This window comes from Pseudoalteromonas atlantica, assembly GCA_007988745.1.
Lineage (GTDB): Bacteria > Pseudomonadota > Gammaproteobacteria > Enterobacterales > Alteromonadaceae > Pseudoalteromonas > Pseudoalteromonas atlantica.
On sequence record BJUT01000065.1, the window covers coordinates 1 to 20,646 of the forward strand.

General features: G+C 40.3%; 14 protein-coding genes. 4 read left to right on the forward strand and 10 right to left on the reverse strand.

What is annotated here, in order from left to right:
* Positions 1–150 precede the first annotated feature (150 nt).
* The 3 genes from PAT01_RS17940 to PAT01_RS17950 are packed head-to-tail and all read left to right on the forward strand — an operon-like array spanning position 151 to position 6,914.
* On the forward strand, positions 151–1,413 hold the full coding sequence (locus tag PAT01_RS17940; protein WP_154945939.1) for an ABC transporter substrate-binding protein: 1,263 nt from the start codon (positions 151–153) through the stop codon (positions 1,411–1,413).
* Positions 1,413–4,631: an ATP-binding protein gene (locus PAT01_RS17945; RefSeq protein ID WP_154945940.1), complete on the forward strand. Its 3,219-nt coding sequence runs from the start codon at positions 1,413–1,415 to the stop codon at positions 4,629–4,631. The genes PAT01_RS17940 and PAT01_RS17945 overlap by 1 nt, the downstream gene beginning before the upstream one ends.
* 57 nt (positions 4,632–4,688) lie before the next feature.
* Positions 4,689–6,914, forward strand: a complete 2,226-nt coding sequence (locus tag PAT01_RS17950; RefSeq protein WP_154945941.1) for a two-component system response regulator — start codon at positions 4,689–4,691, stop codon at positions 6,912–6,914.
* A 45-nt stretch (positions 6,915–6,959) separates the two neighbouring features.
* On the opposite strand, the gene PAT01_RS17955 is transcribed toward PAT01_RS17950, so the two are convergent.
* Both PAT01_RS17955 and proB read right to left on the reverse strand, forming a co-directional pair.
* A complete protein-coding gene (locus tag PAT01_RS17955; RefSeq protein WP_004587657.1) occupies positions 6,960–8,207 on the reverse strand; it encodes a glutamate-5-semialdehyde dehydrogenase in 1,248 nt (415 codons plus the stop codon).
* A complete protein-coding gene (gene proB / locus PAT01_RS17960; RefSeq protein ID WP_004587658.1) occupies positions 8,204–9,310 on the reverse strand; it encodes a glutamate 5-kinase in 1,107 nt (368 codons plus the stop codon). Before proB ends, PAT01_RS17955 begins: the two co-directional genes overlap by 4 nt.
* A gap of 851 nt (positions 9,311–10,161) precedes the next feature.
* On the opposite strand from proB, the gene PAT01_RS17965 reads away from it, so the two are divergent.
* Complete coding sequence (locus tag PAT01_RS17965; protein ID WP_029772605.1) at positions 10,162–12,012, forward strand: cation:proton antiporter; 1,851 nt, start codon at positions 10,162–10,164, stop codon at positions 12,010–12,012.
* A gap of 82 nt (positions 12,013–12,094) precedes the next feature.
* On the opposite strand, the gene PAT01_RS17970 is transcribed toward PAT01_RS17965, so the two are convergent.
* The 8 genes from PAT01_RS17970 to mutL all read right to left on the reverse strand — a co-directional run.
* Positions 12,095–12,733: a tetratricopeptide repeat protein gene (locus tag PAT01_RS17970; RefSeq protein ID WP_029772606.1), complete on the reverse strand. Its 639-nt coding sequence runs from the start codon at positions 12,731–12,733 to the stop codon at positions 12,095–12,097.
* A gap of 112 nt (positions 12,734–12,845) precedes the next feature.
* Positions 12,846–14,159 carry an adenylosuccinate synthase gene (locus PAT01_RS17975; protein ID WP_004587661.1) on the reverse strand — a complete coding sequence of 438 codons (1,314 nt, stop codon included), beginning with the start codon at positions 14,157–14,159 and terminating at the stop codon, positions 12,846–12,848.
* Between the two features lie 216 nt (positions 14,160–14,375).
* Positions 14,376–15,254 carry a protease modulator HflC gene (hflC, locus tag PAT01_RS17980; protein WP_004587662.1) on the reverse strand — a complete coding sequence of 293 codons (879 nt, stop codon included), beginning with the start codon at positions 15,252–15,254 and terminating at the stop codon, positions 14,376–14,378.
* 5 nt (positions 15,255–15,259) lie between these two features.
* Positions 15,260–16,432, reverse strand: a complete 1,173-nt coding sequence (hflK, locus tag PAT01_RS17985; protein ID WP_004587663.1) for an FtsH protease activity modulator HflK — start codon at positions 16,430–16,432, stop codon at positions 15,260–15,262.
* A 100-nt stretch (positions 16,433–16,532) separates the two neighbouring features.
* The gene (gene hflX, locus PAT01_RS17990) at positions 16,533–17,822 is read right to left on the reverse strand and encodes a ribosome rescue GTPase HflX (protein ID WP_024031472.1); all 1,290 of its coding nucleotides are present in this window, start codon (positions 17,820–17,822) and stop codon (positions 16,533–16,535) included.
* A gap of 15 nt (positions 17,823–17,837) precedes the next feature.
* Positions 17,838–18,101: an RNA chaperone Hfq gene (gene hfq, locus PAT01_RS17995; RefSeq protein ID WP_004587665.1), complete on the reverse strand. Its 264-nt coding sequence runs from the start codon at positions 18,099–18,101 to the stop codon at positions 17,838–17,840.
* Positions 18,102–18,178: 77 nt separating this feature from the next.
* Positions 18,179–19,096, reverse strand: coding sequence for a tRNA (adenosine(37)-N6)-dimethylallyltransferase MiaA (miaA, locus tag PAT01_RS18000; protein ID WP_029772607.1), 918 nt, complete (start codon positions 19,094–19,096; stop codon positions 18,179–18,181).
* A gap of 10 nt (positions 19,097–19,106) precedes the next feature.
* On the reverse strand, positions 19,107–20,646 hold a 1,540-nt coding region (mutL, locus tag PAT01_RS18005; protein WP_154945942.1), incomplete at its 5' end, for a DNA mismatch repair endonuclease MutL.

Here is a 20,646-nt window from a genome sequence, read left to right on the forward strand (position 1 = left end):
CCTACTCTTCTATTACTTCCTATTTTTCCTCGTCTTATTATTCTTTTATCTTCTACAAAATAACTTTTATATTTGCGCATTCCTTGTTTGTTTAGTCTTTGTTGGCTATAAATTATCTCATCTGTAGCAATCATACTTTTGGCTTAAACAATGGATACCCCTAAACGCACCACGTTAAAAAAGCTCGCTGTCATCGGTTTAACCGCGGGTGTAGTTACTCATGTACCATATGTGTTTGCCCGAAAAAAAGTAACCCTAAGAGTCTTAGGAACACATGTAACGCTTCAAGAAGCCATTCGTAAACAAGCAATGCTTGATTTAGGCATAAATATAGAATTTTCCCCTGCAGGTAGTGCTGCCGTATTACAAAAAGCCTCTATGGACCCTAGCTCATTTGATTTATACGAGCAATGGTCAAACAGTATTAATGTACTTTGGCGGGCGGGGTCTATTCAGCCTATAGAAAAAAAACGACTAACCTACTTTAATGAAATAAATTCTCTAACCAAAACGGGGAAGCTCACCCCCGATGCAAAATTAGGTGCAGGCGACGCCCCTTATAAATTACTCAATGTACAAGAGGACGGCACACTAAGCGCAAACGAAAGCGATTACATTAGCTTTTTGCCCTATGTACATAATGTTGACTCTTTTGGCTATAACACCGCTAAGATAAAACCTGGTATTGCCTACGAAACTGAAAGTTGGGGCTGGTTACTTGATGATGCCCACCGAGGTAAAGTAGGCATTGTAAATGCACCCACAATTGGCTTATTTGACCTTGCCTTGGCAGCACAAAGCAAAGGGTTAATAACATTTAAAAATATTGGTGCGATTACTCGCTCCGAGCTTGACCGTTTATTTAGTATTTTAATTGACTATAAACGCCAAGGGCATTTTGCAGGTTATTGGAACTCGGTGCCAGAGTCTGTTGAATTTATGAAAAGCCAACGCGTGCACATAGAAAGTATGTTTTCCCCCGCTGTGGCCGCGCTTAATAGTCAAAATGTTAACGTGCGATTTGCCGCCCCAAAAGAGGGCTATCGTGGCTGGCATGGGGTAATGTGCTTATCGTCACAGGTTAATAATAACCAAAAAGATGCCGCATACGATTACATGAACTGGTGGCTTTCGGGTTGGGCCGGCGCATTTATTGCTCGCCAAGGGTATTACATTAGTAATCCACAGCGCTCAAAAGCAATGCTTTCACCAAGTGAATGGGATTACTGGTACTTAGGCAAGCCCACTACGGTTGACTTACTAAACACCCAAAAACAAGTCGCAGTAAAAGCCGGCGAGCAGCGAAATGGTGGTAGCTATTTAAAACGCTTAAGCAATGTAGCTGTTTGGAATAGCGTTATGCCGACTTACGATTACAGCTTGCAAAAATGGTATGAGTTAATAAGCAGATAATGATAACCCGTTCAATAAAATCAAAAATAATAATTGCCCTATGCGTATTAATTACTTTATTAATTTTGCAAAGTTACCTATTCAATTATTCGCAAAAATCACTTTTTGAGCTGCAAAATGCGCAGCACAAAGCTTTATTACAAAGCGAGTCCGTTACCCGTTTAGAAAACGATGTGATTTCTTTACAAAGCCAAGCTATTGCTTATCTAGATCATGCTAATAGCAATACCATTGAAAAGTTTAATGTGCACTTAAATGCTGCAAAAAGGGATTTAGATACGCTAAGTACACATTTAAATGAGTATGATGAAAACTATCAAAACAATATAAAGCGCCTTAACGAGTACTTAAATAATTACCAAGATACATTTAATCGCGTAGTCGTTAACAGAACCAAACGAGAGCAGCTGTACATTACACAGTTCAAACAACCTATTGAAGCGCTAAAAGCACAACTTAATGAGCTTAAAAAAAACACGCTAACCAGCAAGCAAAATAAAATAGTGAATACCCTTTTAACTATTAGCAATATAGAACAAGCAACAACCAATTATTTACACAAGCCAAATTATGATGAAGCACAAAATGTGCAAGATAACCTAGCACACTTAAATACCCTACTGGCGAGTATTGAAACCGCTAATGTTAACCTACTTAATAATACTGACGAGCTTGAGCAAGCGTATAGCCAATTAGTTATTTTAACCCGTAGCTACACGTTTTCGATAAATGTAGTTTTAACAGGAATAGAAAACGAGCTGCTTTACCTAGCCGAAAAAATTAGGGATGTAGAGAAGCAAAAGCTCACCCAGACCGAGCAGCAGCTAAGAGACCACGTATTAAAAAGTACCGAAATGGCCAACCTTTTTGCCGCGCTGATCACTGTTATCATAATAGTAATTACCTTTTTTATATTTAACTCTGTCATTAAGCCCATTGCGAAATTAACTAAGCTGTTAAATGATATGAGTAATGAAAAGCAAGTAACACTAAATAGTGATGAGCATCATCAAAATGAAATTAACTCGGTTATTACCGCGGCTAATGCGCTGTATTTAAAAAACAAACAAACAAAAGAGCTACTAGCAGAAACCCAAGCGCTTAATTCTAAAATGGAATTAATGAATAAAGAGCTTACACTTGCCATCACCCAAGCAAAAAATGCCAACCAAGCGAAAGGTGACTTTGTAGCTAATATGAGCCATGAGCTTCGCACTCCAATGAACGGTATTTTAGGCATGCTGCAGCTATTACAAAGCAGCGCTCTTCCAGCAAAACAAAAACACTATGCAGATAAAGCGTTTTCTAGTGCTCAAAACTTACTGCAAATACTTAATAACGTACTCGATTTTTCTAAACTTGAGTCTGACAAAGTAAAGCTTGAATCAATCCCTTTTACTTTGCATACCGTGGTTTCTAATGTAAAAAATTTATTTTCGGTAAATGCGAAACAAAAAGGGTTGCGCCTTAACTTTGTATTGCATGTTGATGCAGGGCTTGAGCTGATGGGCGATCCACTGCACTTGAGTCAAGTTATTAATAACTGTGTAGGTAATGCCATTAAATTTACAGAGCGCGGTGAAGTAACAGTAACAATTGAAGCCACAACACAAGATGAGCAGCAAATACAGTTACGCTTTGGTATTAAAGATACAGGTATAGGCATGACGCCAGAGCAAACCGCTTCAATTTTTGACTCGTTCTACCAAGGCGATTCCAGTACAACACGTAAGTATGGCGGCACCGGATTAGGTTTAACTATTTGTAAGCAACTAACCAAGTTACTAGGCGGCGAAATACAAGTACGCAGCACACCCCACGTCGGGAGTGAGTTTTATTTTACACTACCGTTTAAAATGACGAGCAAAGAAACGCTTAAAAAGCATGCCTTACTAATTACTCCCGATACTGAGCAAATAAAATCACTCACTAAGTTATTAAGTAGCGCTGATATTACTGCAGAAATTACCCAAGAGCCGCTACGTGCAATTGCAAAAATGTCTCAACCGAGTAACCCTTTTAATATTGTGATCATGACGTTGTCACACAAAGAACTAAAAGATAATTTTATTTTGCAGCAACTGTACTTACAAAAACAAAAAAATAAACACAAACTACTGCTTATTTTACTCATTAACGATCAAGAGCATCCGCAGGCAGTCCCCGATAGCGATCATATTGATATTATAACAATAGGTAATACTCACACTGATTCTCAGTTAATGCGTTTATTATTACCCGACTCCACACAGCTTAAAGAAGGAGAGTCTTACCCACAGTTTACCGGTTACACCGCACTTGCAGTAGATGATAACCCTGTAAACCAAGAGATTCTTGAAGCACTATTAACTAAAATGAATATGACTGTTATCTCTGCAAGTAATGGCGAGGAAGCACTCATTAAAGTAGAAGAAAACGCAATTGATATTATTTTTATGGATATTCAAATGCCAGTGATGGATGGCCTAGAAGCGACGCGAATACTGCGTCAAAGGGGATATACAACGCCTATTGTTGCTGTAACTGCAGCTGTATTTTCTAATGATAAGAAAGCCGCCATTCGAGCAGGCATGGATGACTATTTAGTCAAGCCGTTATTATTTGGTCTGCTTTGTGACAGCATAGAAAAGCATCTAACAAAAACCCATACGTTAAGTACATTAAACCTCAATGTAGCACGCTCTAATCTTGAAGATAATAATGAACTCATTAATTCAATATTCACTAAGTTTAATACCGATTACAGCCACTTTATGGAGGTAGCTGTAAAGCACTTGAAAAATAATGAGCATAAAACATTAGCTAGAACGATGCATAACTTAAAAGGCTTAGCCGGCACTCTAGGGTTAGAGCTACTAGAGCAAAGCGCTAAAAAAGCAGAGTTAGAACTGAGCAGTAACGCATGCACCGATCTTAGTGTTTTTAATGAACAATTGACCTTAGCACTTTATGCGGTAAGACAGCTACTGGTAACAAACTCTTATAATCATCAGCCTGAAGCTATGAGCTCTGAGCAAAATCCAGATACATTAATTGATGAAATCTATTCTTTAGCGTTATCTGCCCGTCCTATTCCTAGTAAATTAGTTAGAGAAATTGCGCTTCAAAAATTCGATCATTCCCATCCATTATTCAAGCTAAAAGAGGCAATAGATAACTTTAACTACGCTTTAGTGATTAAACTTATTGATAAATACAGAAATAACTATAAAAACTAGACAATTATGGCAACTATAAACTAACTTTAAGGGGTAATTAAAGAATAAGGATTTAGTGTGCATTCAACCTTTCTAGCTGGCGGCAATCAACCTGCAGTAACTCAACCGCGAAAGCCTTTGATACTCATTGTTGATGATGAACCTAGCAACCTACATGTATTAGTTGAGGGCCTACTTGCAGACTACGATGTACGCATTTCAACAAGTGGTGAACAAGCGCTTGTATTTGTTGAATCCACACGCCCAGATTTAATTTTACTCGATATTATGATGCCAGGCATGGATGGCTATGAAGTATGTAAAAGATTAAAAGCAAAGCAAAATACCAAAGGCATTCCCATCATTTTTGTCACCGCACTTACTGAAGTAGAGTCTGAAGAGAAAGGCTTTGCAATGGGCGCCATTGATTATATCCATAAACCTTACAAGTTAGCTTTGGTTAGAGCGCGCATACGTACGCACATTACTGCACAAGGCATGCTAGACAGACTTATCGAAAAAAACTTTGACTTACACGACAAATTACTCGAAATAGAAGCCCTTGCAAAAGAGTTAAGCCAACGCGAGGAAGAGCTAAAGCAGCTGTCATCTAAGCAAAAATTATTTTACCAAGCACTTACCAGCACCGCCGATGGTGTTGTAATTACTAATAGCGATGGCAAGATTATCGCTGTTAATCCATCATTTTGCAGAATTACCGGCTATTGCGAAGCTGAATCGCTGGAAATGGATTTAAAAGAGATAAAACAAAATAACCACCCAAGTATTAGCTTTGATGAGGTATGGAAGCACGCTAACGAAGCGGGCTACTGGAGCGGTGAACTTGTAACACGAAGAAAAAATGGCGAGCTATACCCTGAGCTATTAACACTTAGCATGGTAAAAAGCGAGCAAGACACCAACATTCACTACATTGGCGTTTTTAGTGATATTTCAAGCGTAAAGGTAACGCAAGAGCGCATAGATTACCTAACTTGGCATGATGAGCTTACTAAGCTGCCAAACCGTAACGGTTTTTTAAAGCAATTAGAACAGCAACTACAAGATTGCAGTAGCGATAAAACATGTGCCTATATTTATATTATTGACATTGATAGCTTCCACTCTATTAATGATGGCTTAGGGCTTTTAGCAGGGGATAATATTTTAAAGGAGCTTGCTCAGCGTATTCATGCCAATGTAGATAAAAAAGATATTATTGCACGCTTAGGCAGTGATGAATTTGCCGCCTTATGTAGCGTAGATAAAGGAATTGGGCGTACACGTGCGCAATCAATCGCCGAAAACAAAGCGCAAGAGCTTTTAAACGCAGTCAACCACCCTTTTGACGTTGATGGGCAAGAGGTTAGCTTAACAATTAGTATAGGCACTTATATTTTCCCGCGAGACGATGTATGGGAAAGTGCTATTGAGACAATCAGAAATTGTGAAGCAGCCTGCTATAAAGCCAAAGAAAAAGGCGGAAACAGAGTTACATTTTTTGATACCACATTTGGCGAGCAAGCTAAACGACGTTTTGAAATTGAACAAGACTTAAGAAAAGCCATTCCTCAAAATGAGCTATCCATATTTTTGCAGTCGCAATTTGATAGTAAGCAAACGTTAAAAGGCGCAGAAATACTGCTGCGCTGGGATCACCCTCAAAAAGGCTTCATAAGCCCATGTGAATTTATATCAATAGCTGAAGAATCTGATGTTATTTTTGAATTAGACTGCTGGGTTACGACTAATGCACTTAATTTACTTACCAAGCTTAAATACAGCCACCCAAGTTTGAATATTTCGGTAAATATAAGCGGTCGACATTTTCATGAACCGCGATTTTTAAACTTTATAAGCCAACAAATTAAAAGTGTTGATATTAATCCTCAGCAACTCACCATTGAGATAATAGAGGGGACGTTACTTAATCACATGGAAGCGGCCATTGAAGCCGTACACTACCTTAAAAAGCTGGGCGTACGTGTATCGATAGATGACTTTGGCACGGGCTACTCAAGTTTAACCTACTTAAAACAGTTACCTATTCATGAGCTAAAAATAGATCGCTCATTTGTGCTTGAAGCCCCCACTGATAACAACGATAAATTAATTATTGATATGATTGTCAGCCTTGGCAGGTTGTTTCAATTAGAAGTGGTAGCGGAAGGAGTCGAGAATCAATCGCACTTTGACTTATTACAAGAGTACCCTGAGGTTATCCTACAAGGATACCATCTGCACCGGCCAGAGCCATTAGAAAGCTGGTTAGAAAAACTAAACCATACTTTGCAAAACGCATAAAAAAACGCCGATTAAACAATCGGCGTTTTTTATATGTGAAGTACGTTACTTACGTACTTGGCCTTCGCCATTAACTAAATACTTTTCAGTTGTAAGTGACTCAAGCCCCATAGGACCATAAGCATGTAGCTTAGTTGTAGCTATACCAATTTCAGCACCTAACCCTAATTGCGAGCCATCTGAGAAACGCGATGATGCATTTACCATTACTACCGATGCATCAACACTGCGTTGGAAAAGCTCAGCCGCAGTATCGTTTTTAGTACAAATAACCTCAGTGTGGTTTGAACCAAATTGAGCAATATGCTCCACAGCAGCACTAAAGCTTGGTACTACACGAATAGCAATTTCTAAATCTAAGTATTCTTCACCAAATTCATTATCAGCAAGTACTGTAGCATTATCGAAGTATTTTGCAGCTTGCTCATCTGCATTAATTTTCACACCTTCTTGGCGCAATACAACGGCACATAAATTTAAAAATTCATCAGCAACGTCTTGGTGAACCACTAGCCCTTCAAGCGCATTACATACGCCTGTGCGCTGTGTTTTACCATTTAATAGTAAATTAAGTGCAACCTCTAAGTCGGCATCTTTGTCTACGTATAAATGACACACCCCTTTAAAGTGCTGAATAACAGGAATAGTACTGTTTTCTGTAACAAAGTTAATTAAGCCTTCGCCACCACGTGGGATGATTAAATCAATACTTTCGCGTTGCTGCATTAGTTCCATAAGCAATGCACGGTCTGGATCAGGAATAACTGAGATCAGAGCTTTAGGTAAGTTATGTTTTTCAAGTACACCGTGCATTACACTCGCAATGGCTTGCGAGCTTTTAAGGGCTTCTTTACCGCCGCGTAAAATAACACCATTACCCGATTTAAAACACAATGCGCCTGCATCCGCAGTTACATTAGGACGCGCTTCGTAAATCATACATACAACACCTAATGGCACACGCATTTTACGTATTTTAATGCCATTTGGGCGCTCTGTAATGTCGCGTAGCTGACCGACTGGATCATCTAAACTTACAATAACTTCAATACCCTCTGCCATTGCTTCAATGCGCTCTTCGTTAAGCGTTAGGCGGTCGATCATCGAAGCGGCTAAGTTATTATCGCGTGCTGCGCTTAAATCACTTTCGTTTTCTTTAATTATAAATGCTTTTTCTGCGCGTAATGCTGCCGCCATTTCGGTTAACACTTGGTTTTTGGTCTCGGTGTCGAGTAAAGCAAGTGTGTTTGCAGCTTTTGCTGCCTGGCGTGAAATATCCGTAATCAAACTCATGACTTCTCCAATAATGCGATATCTTTTTCTGAAATAACAGGACCAATAGAATCCTGCATTTTTTCGCTAAATTCACTTTGCTCGTTATCTGCAATAAAGCTTAACAAGCAACTACTATAATTTGCGGTGGCTTTTGCTAAACGTGTGCCATCCTCGCTTCTAACTAAAATGGTATCGCCAATGGCAAACTCACCATGAACTTCCATTATTTCGTCGCCACGTATGCAACCGTTTTCACCTTCAAGAGACTCATCAAACGAGCCATCTACAACTACTTCACCTTGCTCATTCGCTGTATGCGTCATCCAGTGCACAGCTTCTTGCATTGGTTTTTCATAAGGAAGGAAAACACTACCAGGGTTGTCACCTGCCAATAATCTATTAAAGGTTTCTTCTTTAAAGCCATTAATAATATAAGTAGCAATACCGTGAGACGTTGCTTTTTCGGCAGCTTCAATTTTGGTTTTCATGCCACCGGTTCCTACAGAGCTTGTAGCACATCCTGCCATAGCATAAATAGACTCATCAATTGATTTTATTTCAGGCAGTAAAACTGCATCGTCGTGCAAATTTGGGTTTTTATCATACAGCCCATCTACATCAGAAAAAATCATTAATGCATCGGCATCAGCGGCCGCCGCTACCATGGCTGATAAGTTATCGTTGTCACCTACTTTTAAGTCATCCGTTGTTACAGCATCATTTTCGTTAATGATAGGCAGTACACCATGCTCTAACAAAGTAAAAATAGTTTCGCGAATACTTTCATAGCGCTCACGGTCACGTAAATCACCATGGGTTAATAATAATTGCGCTGAAGGAAAATCGAAAAAGCGATCCCACATGGCCATCATTTCAGTTTGGCCTGCTGCTGCCATCGCTTTTTTCATCACAACTGAACGTGGAATGTCAGATGGGAATAAGTGTGAGCCTGCAGCTACTGAGCCTGAAGATACTAAAATAACTTCAATACCACGAGCACGACAGCGAACAATAAATTGCGCAATGGTTAATAAGTAGCGTGAACGGCACCCATCTTGATCTGGAGCAATTAATGCACTACCTACTTTTAAAACAATACGACGCCAATTTAACTTTTGCATAAAATCTCAACTTTCCATTTTATCTGCATTCACATAGTGTGAACTAAAACTAGGTAATTGCGTATAAAATACGCAATTTCGAATAGGTTGTTTGTTTATACACTTTTTAGACGCACGCAAATACACGACCTAAAATTGCTTTTAGATTTGTAAAGACATGAAACAGCACCAACCAAAATAAATGGAGGTCTATTAAATATAAAAATAAAAAGTGTTGTTTATGTATCGCTGTAAAAAGCTGTGTGCGGCCTTTTTGTTAACAACATACATAGAGCCTCTAAAGTCAGATACACCAACAGATAGGGTGATGACTTAAGGACCGAGATTTAGCCGCCACGATGGGAGCTAAACATTGAAAGTAATAGTTCAACTCAAACATTTATTTACTTAATTGCTTAAATAAACTTGTTTGAAAAAACCATACCAAGATATTCAATAATACAATAGCTACTAATTAATGGTAAAAATAGCTTACAAATCTATTATTACAGGGCAAATATGACGCTAGTATTAATACATACCGTTATTTTGCAAAATTATATTTAGATGACTAATTGTTTGAACTCTAAATATAATACGCTATTTCAAGGTGTAAGATCAAGGCTAAAAATCACTCTAATGTAGAGCTACGCCTCACTTCTAAGCGGTTAATCATTTAAAATCAAGGGGTTATATTTATTTTTGAGTTTTAATTCAATTTTTATAAATAAATCAATAAGTTTAACCTACAATTTTTGTATTAAACGCTAAAATTTTATTAGCAAATTAAACATTTCACGTGTATACCCCTGTATTAATATTTAACAAAAGTTATACTTTTCACATTGTGATAAATAAGGAATTCTTAATTTATGTCAGCAATTTATATAGCCGGTATCGCACTGTGTTCGGTGCTTGCCCAATGGGTAGCGTGGGCGTTTAAAGTACCCGCTATTTTGTTCTTATTGCTTACCGGTTTATTGCTAGGGCCGTTTAGTGGTGTATTAGACCCTGATGCTTTACTGGGTGATTTATTATTTCCTGTTGTGTCACTGAGCGTGGCTGTCATTTTATTTGAAGGCTCCCTTACTTTGCACTTTAGAGAATTAAAAGGCATAAGTAAGGTCGTACGCAACCTGTGCTCTATCGGCATGATCACCACCTGTGTGGTAATAAGCTTAAGTGCCTATTGGTTACTTGAGCTTAACTGGCGGGTGGCTGCAGTATTAGGCGCTGTGCTAGTAGTAACAGGGCCTACGGTAATCGCCCCTTTACTTAATTCGATGCGCCCAACACAAGATATTGACCGTATATTACGATGGGAAGGCATTGTAATTGACCCAATCGGTGCTCTTTTTGCTGTGCTTGTATTTGAAGCAGTCATGCTGGTAGGCCAAGGAGAAGTGCTTAGCCACACTATTATTGCACTTGTTAAAACAGTCGGCGTAGGGCTTTCTATCGGTGTTGTTGCGGGGTGGATCACCACACAGCTTATGCGCCGTGAATGGCTACCGTTCGAGTTACATAAATTTGGTATACTTGCCTTGGTGCTTATTAGCTTTTCGGTATCTAATCACTTAAGTCACGAATCGGGACTATTGGCTGTTACCGTATTTGGTATTTGGCTTGCAAATCAAAATGATTTAGAAATCGATTCTGTACTTGAGTTTAAAGAAGACTTATCGATGATTTTAATATCATCACTGTTTATTTTACTTGCTGCGCGGCTACAGCTTTCTGACTTGATGATGTTAGACAGCGACGTATTTATATTCCTTGCAGTGGTGTTATTTATAGCGCGCCCATTGTGTATTGCCATATCTACTTTTGGTACTGACTTGCCAATGAAATCGCGCTTGGTGCTATCGTGGATAGCCCCTAGAGGTATTGTTGCAGCTGCTGTTGGCTCGGTATTTGCGCTAAGTATGATGGAAGCTGGCGTAGCTGATGCAGAAAAAATGGTGCCGTTAATATTTACCGTTATTATCATCACTGTGGTATTGCAAAGCTTAACTGCTATCCCTGTTGCTAAGTTATTGGGCGTGCGCCAACCTTCTCCAAATACCATACTGATTATTGGTGCAAACCATGTATCTCGCGCTATAGGTAAAGGCTTACAAGAGCAAAGCATTCCTGTTCATCTATCAGACCCCGCATGGGAGAACTGTAAAATGGCTCGTATGGACGGCCTTGCCTGTTATTATGGTAACCCACAATCAGAGCATGCTGAGCGTTACTTGCCGCTCACAACAATAAGAACGGTATTAGCACTTTCACCAAACCGCCACCATAATGCGCTTGGTGTACAATATTTTTCTCACTTGTTGAATGAAAAAAATGTATTTTCACTGCGCTCATCTACCTCGCATGCTAAAGCGAATAAAGACAGTGCAACATTCCTATCTAGACAAATTTTGTTTGGTGAAGATGGCTCTTACGCTCGCCTAAGCAGTATTATTGCTAAAGGCGGTAAAGTGAGTGCGACGCGTATTTCAGAAGAATTTGATTGGGAAAAATACCAAGAGATGAACCCTGAAGCGATCCCGTTGTTTATTTTAAAAGGTGATAAAGACAACGACGACGATACGCCAGTAAAGCTTCGCCCATTTACCAGTAATATGGAAAAGCCACCGCAGGAGGGCGAGCGTATCTTTGCACTTCAGCCGCCAAAAATGTCGGTGTTAAAAGACCCCGCTAAAACAAAAAATAAAGAAGAGAGCTAACCTCTTTTTAGTTATTGCAAAAAAGCCCTAATTAAATATTAGGGCTTTTTTATTTTATAAAAATAGCGTGCATTATCGACACTTACATGGGTAATCTCGCGCGGGCAACAACACTATCGGGCATTTTTTTAGCGAGTAAGCTAAGCGCACGCTCAATTTTTTTATGGGTTGCTTTATCTGCCACCATGGCATTGAATAACCAGCGATACGCATCTTCAAAGTCACGTGGGCTTCCGTAGCCTGCATTAAAAAGCTTAACCAGCCTTAGCTGTGCTTTTAAGTTCCCTTGCGCTGAGGCCTCTCGTAAGTAGGTAATGGCCATAGCTTTATCTTGCTGCACTAAGCGACCCGTGTCGTAATAACGTCCAAGCTGCTCTAATGCAGCCGCTAAGCCTTGTTCAGCCGCTTTACGCATGTAGTACACACCTAATTCCACATTGCGTTCAACACACACGTTATATGCCAGCATATCGCCATATAAAAATTGGTAAGATGGCAGCGCCATTTTATTGGCCCTTGCCTCTATATCTTGTACTAATTGGCAATCATCTGCCTTTACACGCTGCAAATGTGTATTTTTATTTATTAGTGCAATCAGCTCCGGTTCGGTATAAAGCGGCACCGCAGCGGGCGTTTCTTCAGCTAACACATTGCTACTTATAGATAAAAGTAACGGAGTGAGCAAAGACGCTAGAAAAGTGTTACAGGTAGATAGGCGCATGTTTACCACGTATAAAATAAAACTTATCAAATAATATACAAAGATCGTTCCAAGGTGAATTTTAGGCATAAAAAAAGCTGCAAAAAGCAGCTTTTTTTTAAACTAATGGTGATTAAGCAAACGGGTTGCGAAGTACCATTGTTTCTACACGATCTGGGCCGGTAGAAATAATATCAACAGGTACACCTGTGATTTCTTCGATACGCTTGATGTAGTCAATCGCAGCTTTTGGTAAGCCTTCAAGGCTAGTTACACCAACTGTGTTTTCAGACCAACCTGGCATCTCTTCATATACTGGTGTTACTTTCTCGTAACCCTCAGCAGCTAATGGCGTTACATTAGTCACTGTGCCATCTTCAAGCTGGTAACCAGTACAGATTTTAAGCGTTTCTAAACCATCTAAAACATCTAACTTAGTTAAACAAAAACCAGAGATGCTATTGATTTGAACTGCGCGGCGCATTGCCACAGCATCTAACCAACCAGTACGGCGTAAACGACCTGTGGTCGCGCCAAACTCATGACCTTTATCACCTAAGTGCTTACCCACTGGGTCTTGTTTTTCAAGCCCATCGTAAAGCTCTGTAGGGAAAGGACCAGAACCAACACGTGTAGTGTACGCTTTAATAATACCTAACACGTAGTCAAGGTTTAATGGACCAAAACCAGCACCAGTCGCAACGCCACCAGCAGTGGTGTTTGAAGAGGTTACATAAGGGTAAGTACCGTGATCGATATCAAGTAATGTACCTTGCGCACCTTCAAATAAAATGTGTTCGCCCGCTAAACGTGTTTGATCTAAAAGCTCAGTTACATCAACAACCATTGCTTTTAAGATGTCTGCAACAGCCATTGCATCATCAAACGTTTTTTGGAAATCAACAGCATCTACTTTGTAGTAGTTAACTAAAGTGAAGTTATGGTATTCAAGTACTTCTTTTAGTTTAGCTGCGAATAATTCTGGATTGAATAAGTCACCTACGCGTAAACCGCGACGGGCTACTTTATCTTCGTACGCAGGACCGATACCACGGCCAGTTGTACCAATTGGCTTGTCGCCGCGAGCAGTTTCGCGAGCTACATCTAATGCAACATGGAAAGGCAGAATTAACGGACATGCTTCACTAATTAAAAGACGCTCACGTACAGGTACGCCACGCTCTTCTAACATGCCAATTTCTTTCATTAGCGCTTCTGGTGATAAAACCACACCATTACCAATCACACATTTAACATTGTCACGTAATACACCCGATGGAATAAGGTGTAGAACTGTCTTTTCACCGTCAATAACTAAAGTATGACCCGCATTGTGGCCACCTTGGTATCGAACTACTAAAGATGCTTTGTCTGTAAGGAGATCAACAACCTTACCCTTACCTTCGTCACCCCATTGGGTGCCTAATACAACAACGTTTTTACCCATTGTAAATTCACTTCGAGAAAATTAGGACGAGATTTTACCAGAAAACGGAAGTAAAGATCACCCCTGTTCAGCTTATTTTTTCTGCGCGTATTTTTTAGGCCATCACACTTTTTAAATAACCACATATATAACAGTAATTTAAAGTTTTAAATTATGCTTAACAAAAAGCCCCGCATAGGCGGGGCTTTATAACTTTTTAAATGATTAAGGCATCGCTTATTGCGCTGCAGCGCCTTTCATATATTTAAAGAAGTCACTATCTGGTGAAAGTACCATAACATCTTGTTTATCTTTAAAGGTCTTTTTATACGCCTCTAAAGAACGAACAAAACCAAAGAACTCTGGATCTTTGTTGTATGCTTTAGCATAAATAGCGGCAGCTTCTGCATCACCTTGACCACGTACTGAGCGCGCATTACGCTCTGCATCAGCAAGCATTACCGTTACACGGCGGTCAACATTAGCACGAATAGTTTCTGCTTTTTCTTGACCTTCCGAGCGGTGCTCTTTTGCAACAGCAGTACGCTCAGCGCGCATACGTTGGTAAATAGAGCTACTCACTTCTTGTGGTAAGTTAATTTGCTTAACACGCACGTCAAGTACTTCAATACCTAACTCGCGCGCACTTTCAGAAGCTTGTACTAACGCCTCTTCCATTAGCTCACTACGCTCACCCGATACAATCTCGCGAATAGTACGCGTACCAAAGTTAGTGCGCAGACCATTATTAACTTTTTGCTTTAGTAGTGTTTCAGCATATTGCTTATCACCACGAGCACGAAGGTAAAATGCGCTAAAGTCGTTTACGCGCCATTTAACAAACGAATCAACAATTAAGTCTTTTTTCTCGCTTGTTACAAAGCGGTCTGGCGTGCCATCTAGCGTTTGAATACGTGCATCAATACGACGTACTTGGCTAAAAAATGGTACTTTTAAGTGAAGGCCTGGGCTGTATACAACGGCTTTGTCTTCACTGTCTTTTTCAACTTTGCTAAATAGCAGCACAATCGCTTTTTGCCCTTCAGGTACTACAAATACCGCAGAGAAAGACATAACAATGGCAGCTAATAGTATGACTAAACTAAAGTTTTTCATTACGCTTATCTCCCGTTATTGTTAAAGCGATCACTGTTAAAACGGTCATTACCGCTATTCACAGTGCTATTTCGTGATGTATTTACTTTATTGCGTAAATCTTGAATATCACTTGAGCTTGGTAAAGCTACACGTGTTGCAGTGCCTTGCTTTTCCATAATTTTATCAAGTGGTAAGTACATCATGTTGTTACCGCCTTTAACATCAACAATGACTTTAGAACTGCTGCTAAGCACCTCTTCCATAGCATCAATGTATAAACGTTCGCGCGTTACTTCTTTAGCTGCTTGATACTCAGGTAATAGCTTTTCAAAACGAGCCACTTCACCTTGTGCTTCAAGTGTAATGCGTTCTTGATAACCTTCTGCTTCTTGCGTCATACGTGTTACTTGACCACGCGCGCGCGGTTCAATTTCACGTGCATACGCTTCTGCTTCACGGATGAAACGCTCTTCATCTTCTTGTGCGGCAATAGCGTCATCAAATGCATCTTTTACTTCAGTTGGTGGACGTGAATCTTTAAAGTTCACATCGGTCACAATTAAACCTAAGTTATACGGTTCGATGATTTTATTAAGCTCATCCCACGTATTTTGACGAACAACTTCACGGCCATTAGTCAGTACTTGGTCCATTTTTGCATGGCCAACAACGTAACGTAACGCGCTATCAAGCGCTTCTTCTAAGCTGTTATCAGCATTAGTTACGCTAAACTTGTAAAGGTACGGGTCAATAACACGGTATTGCACTTCAAACTCAACGCTTACTACGTTTTCATCTTCCGTTAGCATAAACCCTGATGCAGATAATGAACGCACAGCTTCAATATCTACCGGAATAACCGTTTCAATAAAGGTCATTTTCCAGCGTAAGCCTGGCTCTGCAATACGGTCATACTTACCAAATTGCAGTACCACACCACGTTCGGCTTCTTTAACCGTATAAATACCACTTAACGCCCACACAATTGCGGCGATAATGAGGATAAATGAAATACCGGCTCCGCCAAGTCCACCGCCACTATTATTGCCGGATTTTTTACCGCCAAATATGCCGCCTAACTTGTTGCTAAACTTACGGAACACCTCGTCTAAATCAGGTGGGCCTTGATCACGTCCGCCTTTATTGTTCCACGGATCTTTGTCATTGCCATTATTACCCGGTTCATTCCAGGCCATAGCTATACTCCATTGTTATCTAAATAAATTAGGAAATTGTGTTAAATCTATCAAATCTACCGCGTTTCTCATACAAAAACCGACATTTATATGCCAATTTTTAATCGCGATTGATAAAACCCTCAATTTCAGGACCAAACTCTTTAATTAATCGGTTCCATTCAACCATAGGTAAACGTACATCCAACAACCAGTTACCATGTTCATCAAAGCGCTCTTCATGGACTGCACTTAAGCTAAATAAAGACGCTCTTAAGCGGCCATATTGAGGGGCAAGTAATAACGTACCACTAAGCATTTTCTTAGCAAGCAGGTCACTTATTGCTTCGCTAAGTAGCTCACACCCTTCGCCGGTTTGTGCAGATAACCATACTCTTATAGGCTGCCCTTGGTCATCCCGATCAATTCGTGGGCTTACATCGTCAAGCGCATCAATTTTGTTATAAACTAATAATTGCGGTACTTCATCAGCTTCAATCTCTTTTAAAACCGACTGTACTTCCTCTATGTTTTCGCGTCTGCGCGGGTCTGCCACATCAATTACATGTAATTGTAGGTCGGCTTCACGCGTTTCTGTTAATGTTGCTTTAAAGGCTGCCACTAAGTCATGTGGTAAGTGGCGAATAAATCCCACTGTATCGGCCAAAATAACCGAACCAACATCACCTATATCAAGTTTACGTAGTGTTGGATCAAGCGTGGCAAAAAGCTGATCCGCTGCGTATACATCTGAGTCTGTTATACGGTTAAACAGGGTTGATTTACCCGCATTGGTATACCCTACAAGCGACACGGTAGGAATTTCGTTACGCGTACGCGCACGTCTACCCTGCTCACGTTGTACAGCCACTTTGGCTAATCGGGCACGAATATTTTTAATGCGCGCGCGCAATAAACGTCTATCGGTTTCAAGCTGTGTTTCGCCTGGGCCTCGTAAACCTATTCCCCCTTTTTGGCGCTCAAGGTGAGTCCACCCTCGGATTAATCGAGTAGACATATGCCTAAGCTGGGCAAGCTCTACTTGTAGCTTACCTTCGTGGGTACGGGCTCTTTGGGCAAAAATATCAAGAATAAGTGTTGTTCTATCAAGTACACGACATTGGCAAACGCGCTCTAAATTACGTTCTTGAGACGGACTTAATTGATGATTAAAGATGACAACATCTGCATTGTGGATTTTGACAATCTCAGCTATTTCTTCTGCTTTACCGGTACCGACGAATAGTTTCGGATGTGGTGCTTGGCGGCTGCCTTGCACAACCGCCAAACTACTAACACCAGCAGAAGATACCAACAACTCTAATTCATGAAGATCTTCACGATCGCCATCTTTAGGTAAGTCGATATGAACTAAGACTGCCTGTTCGCCGGATTCATAGCGGTCAAACAAGCATTACGCTCCTAATTAAATATTTCCTGGTTCTTGCTCTTCAGTGTCATCGCTCCCTTGAACACCTTGGAAGTTGACTGCACGAGCAGGTACAACTGTTGAAATTGCGTGTTTATACACCATTTGGTTTACAGTGTTTTCAAGTAAAATAACAAATTGGTCAAATGACTGAATTTTACCTTGTAATTTTATGCCATTTACCAAAAAGATTGATACTGGAATGCGCTCACGACGTAGTGCATTCAAAAATGGGTCTTGTAACGATTGGCCTTTTGCCATGTTATTGTTCCTTCGTTCTAGGTGTTATTATAATTTAAGTAGCTGAACTTATTTAATTAAATAATTCGCAACTACTACTAGCTTAGCGAACTTACTACGCGATGCAAGTTTTCTTCATCGTCTGTTGTTAACCAAGTAACATCAGGCCAACTCCGTAACCACGTTAGCTGACGTTTTGCCAGTTGACGCGTTGCAGCAATGCCGCGAAAAACCATCTCATCATGGTCTACTTCACCCGCAAGATAATCCCACATTTGTCTATAACCTACACAACGAATAGAAGGCATATTGGGGTGTAAATCCTTACGTAGATATAGGGTCGAAACTTCTTTTTCAAACCCCTGTTCTATCATTATTTTAAACCTTTTTTCAATTCGCTGATGTAATTCACTGCGATCATCAGGCGCAATCGCAAATTGATGAAAAGTATAAGGTAACGTTGGCTGCTTTTGCTTTTGCAATTCAGTCATTGTTTTACCACTAATACGGTAAACTTCCAAAGCTCGATTTATTCTTTGTGAATCATTTTCACTTATTTTGTCGGCCGCTTGCGGATCTACTTTAGCCAGCTCTTGATGTAAATGTGGCCAGCCAAATTGTTTTGCTTGCGCTTCAAGCTCAGCCCTAACTACTGGGCAGGCTTCAGGCAGTGGCGATAATCCATCAATTAAAGATTTAAAGTACATCATGGTGCCACCCACTAATATTGGTACTTTACCTTGTTGATGGAATTCATCAATTTTTTTTATCGCATCACGTCTAAAATCGGCGACCGAATAGGTTTCGCTCGGATCGAGTAAATCAATTAAATGATGCGGAGCACGAGCAAGCTCTTCTGCATCGGGCTTTGCCGTACCTATGTCCATACCTTTATACACTAACGCTGAATCAACGCTGATTATTTCTGTATTTAAGTGCTCACACAGTGAAATTGCCAACGCTGTTTTACCAGCTGCGGTTGGGCCCATTAAAAATATGACCGGTAAATTGCTCAACACGGGTACCTTAATTTAATTGCGTTAAATAGTGTTCTAGGTCTATTTTAACTGCTTTTTCTTTTAAACGTTCAATTGTTTGCGGATTATTTTGTAAGCTAATTTGTAATTCAATAAATACATTACTTTCATAAAAGCGTTCTGGTACACAACTAAGCTGCCATGTAAGCCACGCTTGTAACTCGTTGAGCTGTGTTTTACATGCGCTAAGCAAGTTTTCAACCGCAGCTGATACTTCAAGTAAATATAAACACGTGGGTAGCTTTTTAACCATCACAAACTGTTTTTCAATAACTAGCTCAAAGCCTAATAAAGTAAACCACGATTGCTGCTGAGCTATTAGTTCGCAGTCAGCTTTTTCAAGGTTAACCCTTACTGGTAGTAACAGGGCTTTACCCTCTAAATTACCCAACTCTTTTATTTGTGCATGCCAGTAATCAACAAGTGCATGCTTATAGTGTGAACAAAATAACTGCTGCTGCTGAGTAAATACACACACGCCTTTATTTACATTTAATACCTGCACACTTTTTAATGCGTGTGCAGCGCTTTCATCAGTAACGGGCTGCGTTGATACACTATGCTCAAAATGAGCGGCTTGTTGCTCACTCACCCCTTGATAAAATGCATTTACATCGTGATGATTTGCACCATGTTTTTGAGACGGTGAAGCATACCCCGTAGCGCCACCACCTGACCCTGCGCGATTAGAGGAGGCACGACTAGTAAAACCACCGTTTTGTGAATCTATTGGCTGCAACTGTGACTTAGGGTAATCATACCCCTGCTGAACTGGCTGGTTATTAGCCGCATGACTTGGCTGCTCAATAAACGCCGAGGATTGGTAATCGTCTGTGGGCGCTTGATTAGTTGCAAATTCGCCTTGTAGAGGCACAACTACTTGCTTAATTGCCTGTAATATAAAGTCGTGCACTAACCGGCCTTGATGAAAACGCACCTCGTGCTTAGCAGGATGAACATTTACATCCACTTGCCTTGGGTCAATATCAATATAAATAACAAACCCTGGGAGTTCTTGCGCTCCACTTACCTCTTCAAACGCCTGACGTATAGCATGTAAAATTAGCTTATCGCGCATCATGCGATTATTTACATATGTATATTGCGTGGTATTAGCTGATCCCACTGGCAATACCCAACCATGTAGCTGTAAACCACTTTCACCAGATTGAATATGCAATCCTTGCTCAGCAAAGGCTTTACCTGCAACTTGCGCAACCCGAGTAATCGCTTGATTTGGTTCGGTTTTAGCACGGTACTGCCTAACCACCTTTTGGTTATGCGTCAGTGTAATCGACACATCAAAACGACTCAGTGCAATACGCTTTATAAGCTCATCAATGTGGCTAAATTCGGTTTTTTCGGTGCGTAAAAACTTGCGCCTTGCTGGGGTGTTAAAAAATAAATCTTTAACTTCTATCGTTGTGCCATCTGGGTGGGCTACCGGCTTTACTTGCACGTCCATATCGCGCCCCTGTGCAAACGCTTGCCACGCGGCATCTTGTGCTTTGGGCTTTGAGCTAAGCGTT

Coding starts and splice junctions, on each gene's coding strand:
- PAT01_RS17940 (WP_154945939.1), top strand. CDS start 151: ATGGATACCCCTAAACGCACCACGTTAAAAAAGCTCGCTGTCATCGGT.
- PAT01_RS17945 (WP_154945940.1), top strand. CDS start 1,413: ATGATAACCCGTTCAATAAAATCAAAAATAATAATTGCCCTATGCGTA.
- PAT01_RS17955 (WP_004587657.1), bottom strand. CDS start 8,207: ATGAGTTTGATTACGGATATTTCACGCCAGGCAGCAAAAGCTGCAAAC.
- proB (WP_004587658.1), bottom strand. CDS start 9,310: ATGCAAAAGTTAAATTGGCGTCGTATTGTTTTAAAAGTAGGTAGTGCA.
- PAT01_RS17965 (WP_029772605.1), top strand. CDS start 10,162: ATGTCAGCAATTTATATAGCCGGTATCGCACTGTGTTCGGTGCTTGCC.
- PAT01_RS17970 (WP_029772606.1), bottom strand. CDS start 12,733: ATGCGCCTATCTACCTGTAACACTTTTCTAGCGTCTTTGCTCACTCCG.
- PAT01_RS17975 (WP_004587661.1), bottom strand. CDS start 14,159: ATGGGTAAAAACGTTGTTGTATTAGGCACCCAATGGGGTGACGAAGGT.
- hflC (WP_004587662.1), bottom strand. CDS start 15,254: ATGAAAAACTTTAGTTTAGTCATACTATTAGCTGCCATTGTTATGTCT.
- hflK (WP_004587663.1), bottom strand. CDS start 16,432: ATGGCCTGGAATGAACCGGGTAATAATGGCAATGACAAAGATCCGTGG.
- hfq (WP_004587665.1), bottom strand. CDS start 18,101: ATGGCAAAAGGCCAATCGTTACAAGACCCATTTTTGAATGCACTACGT.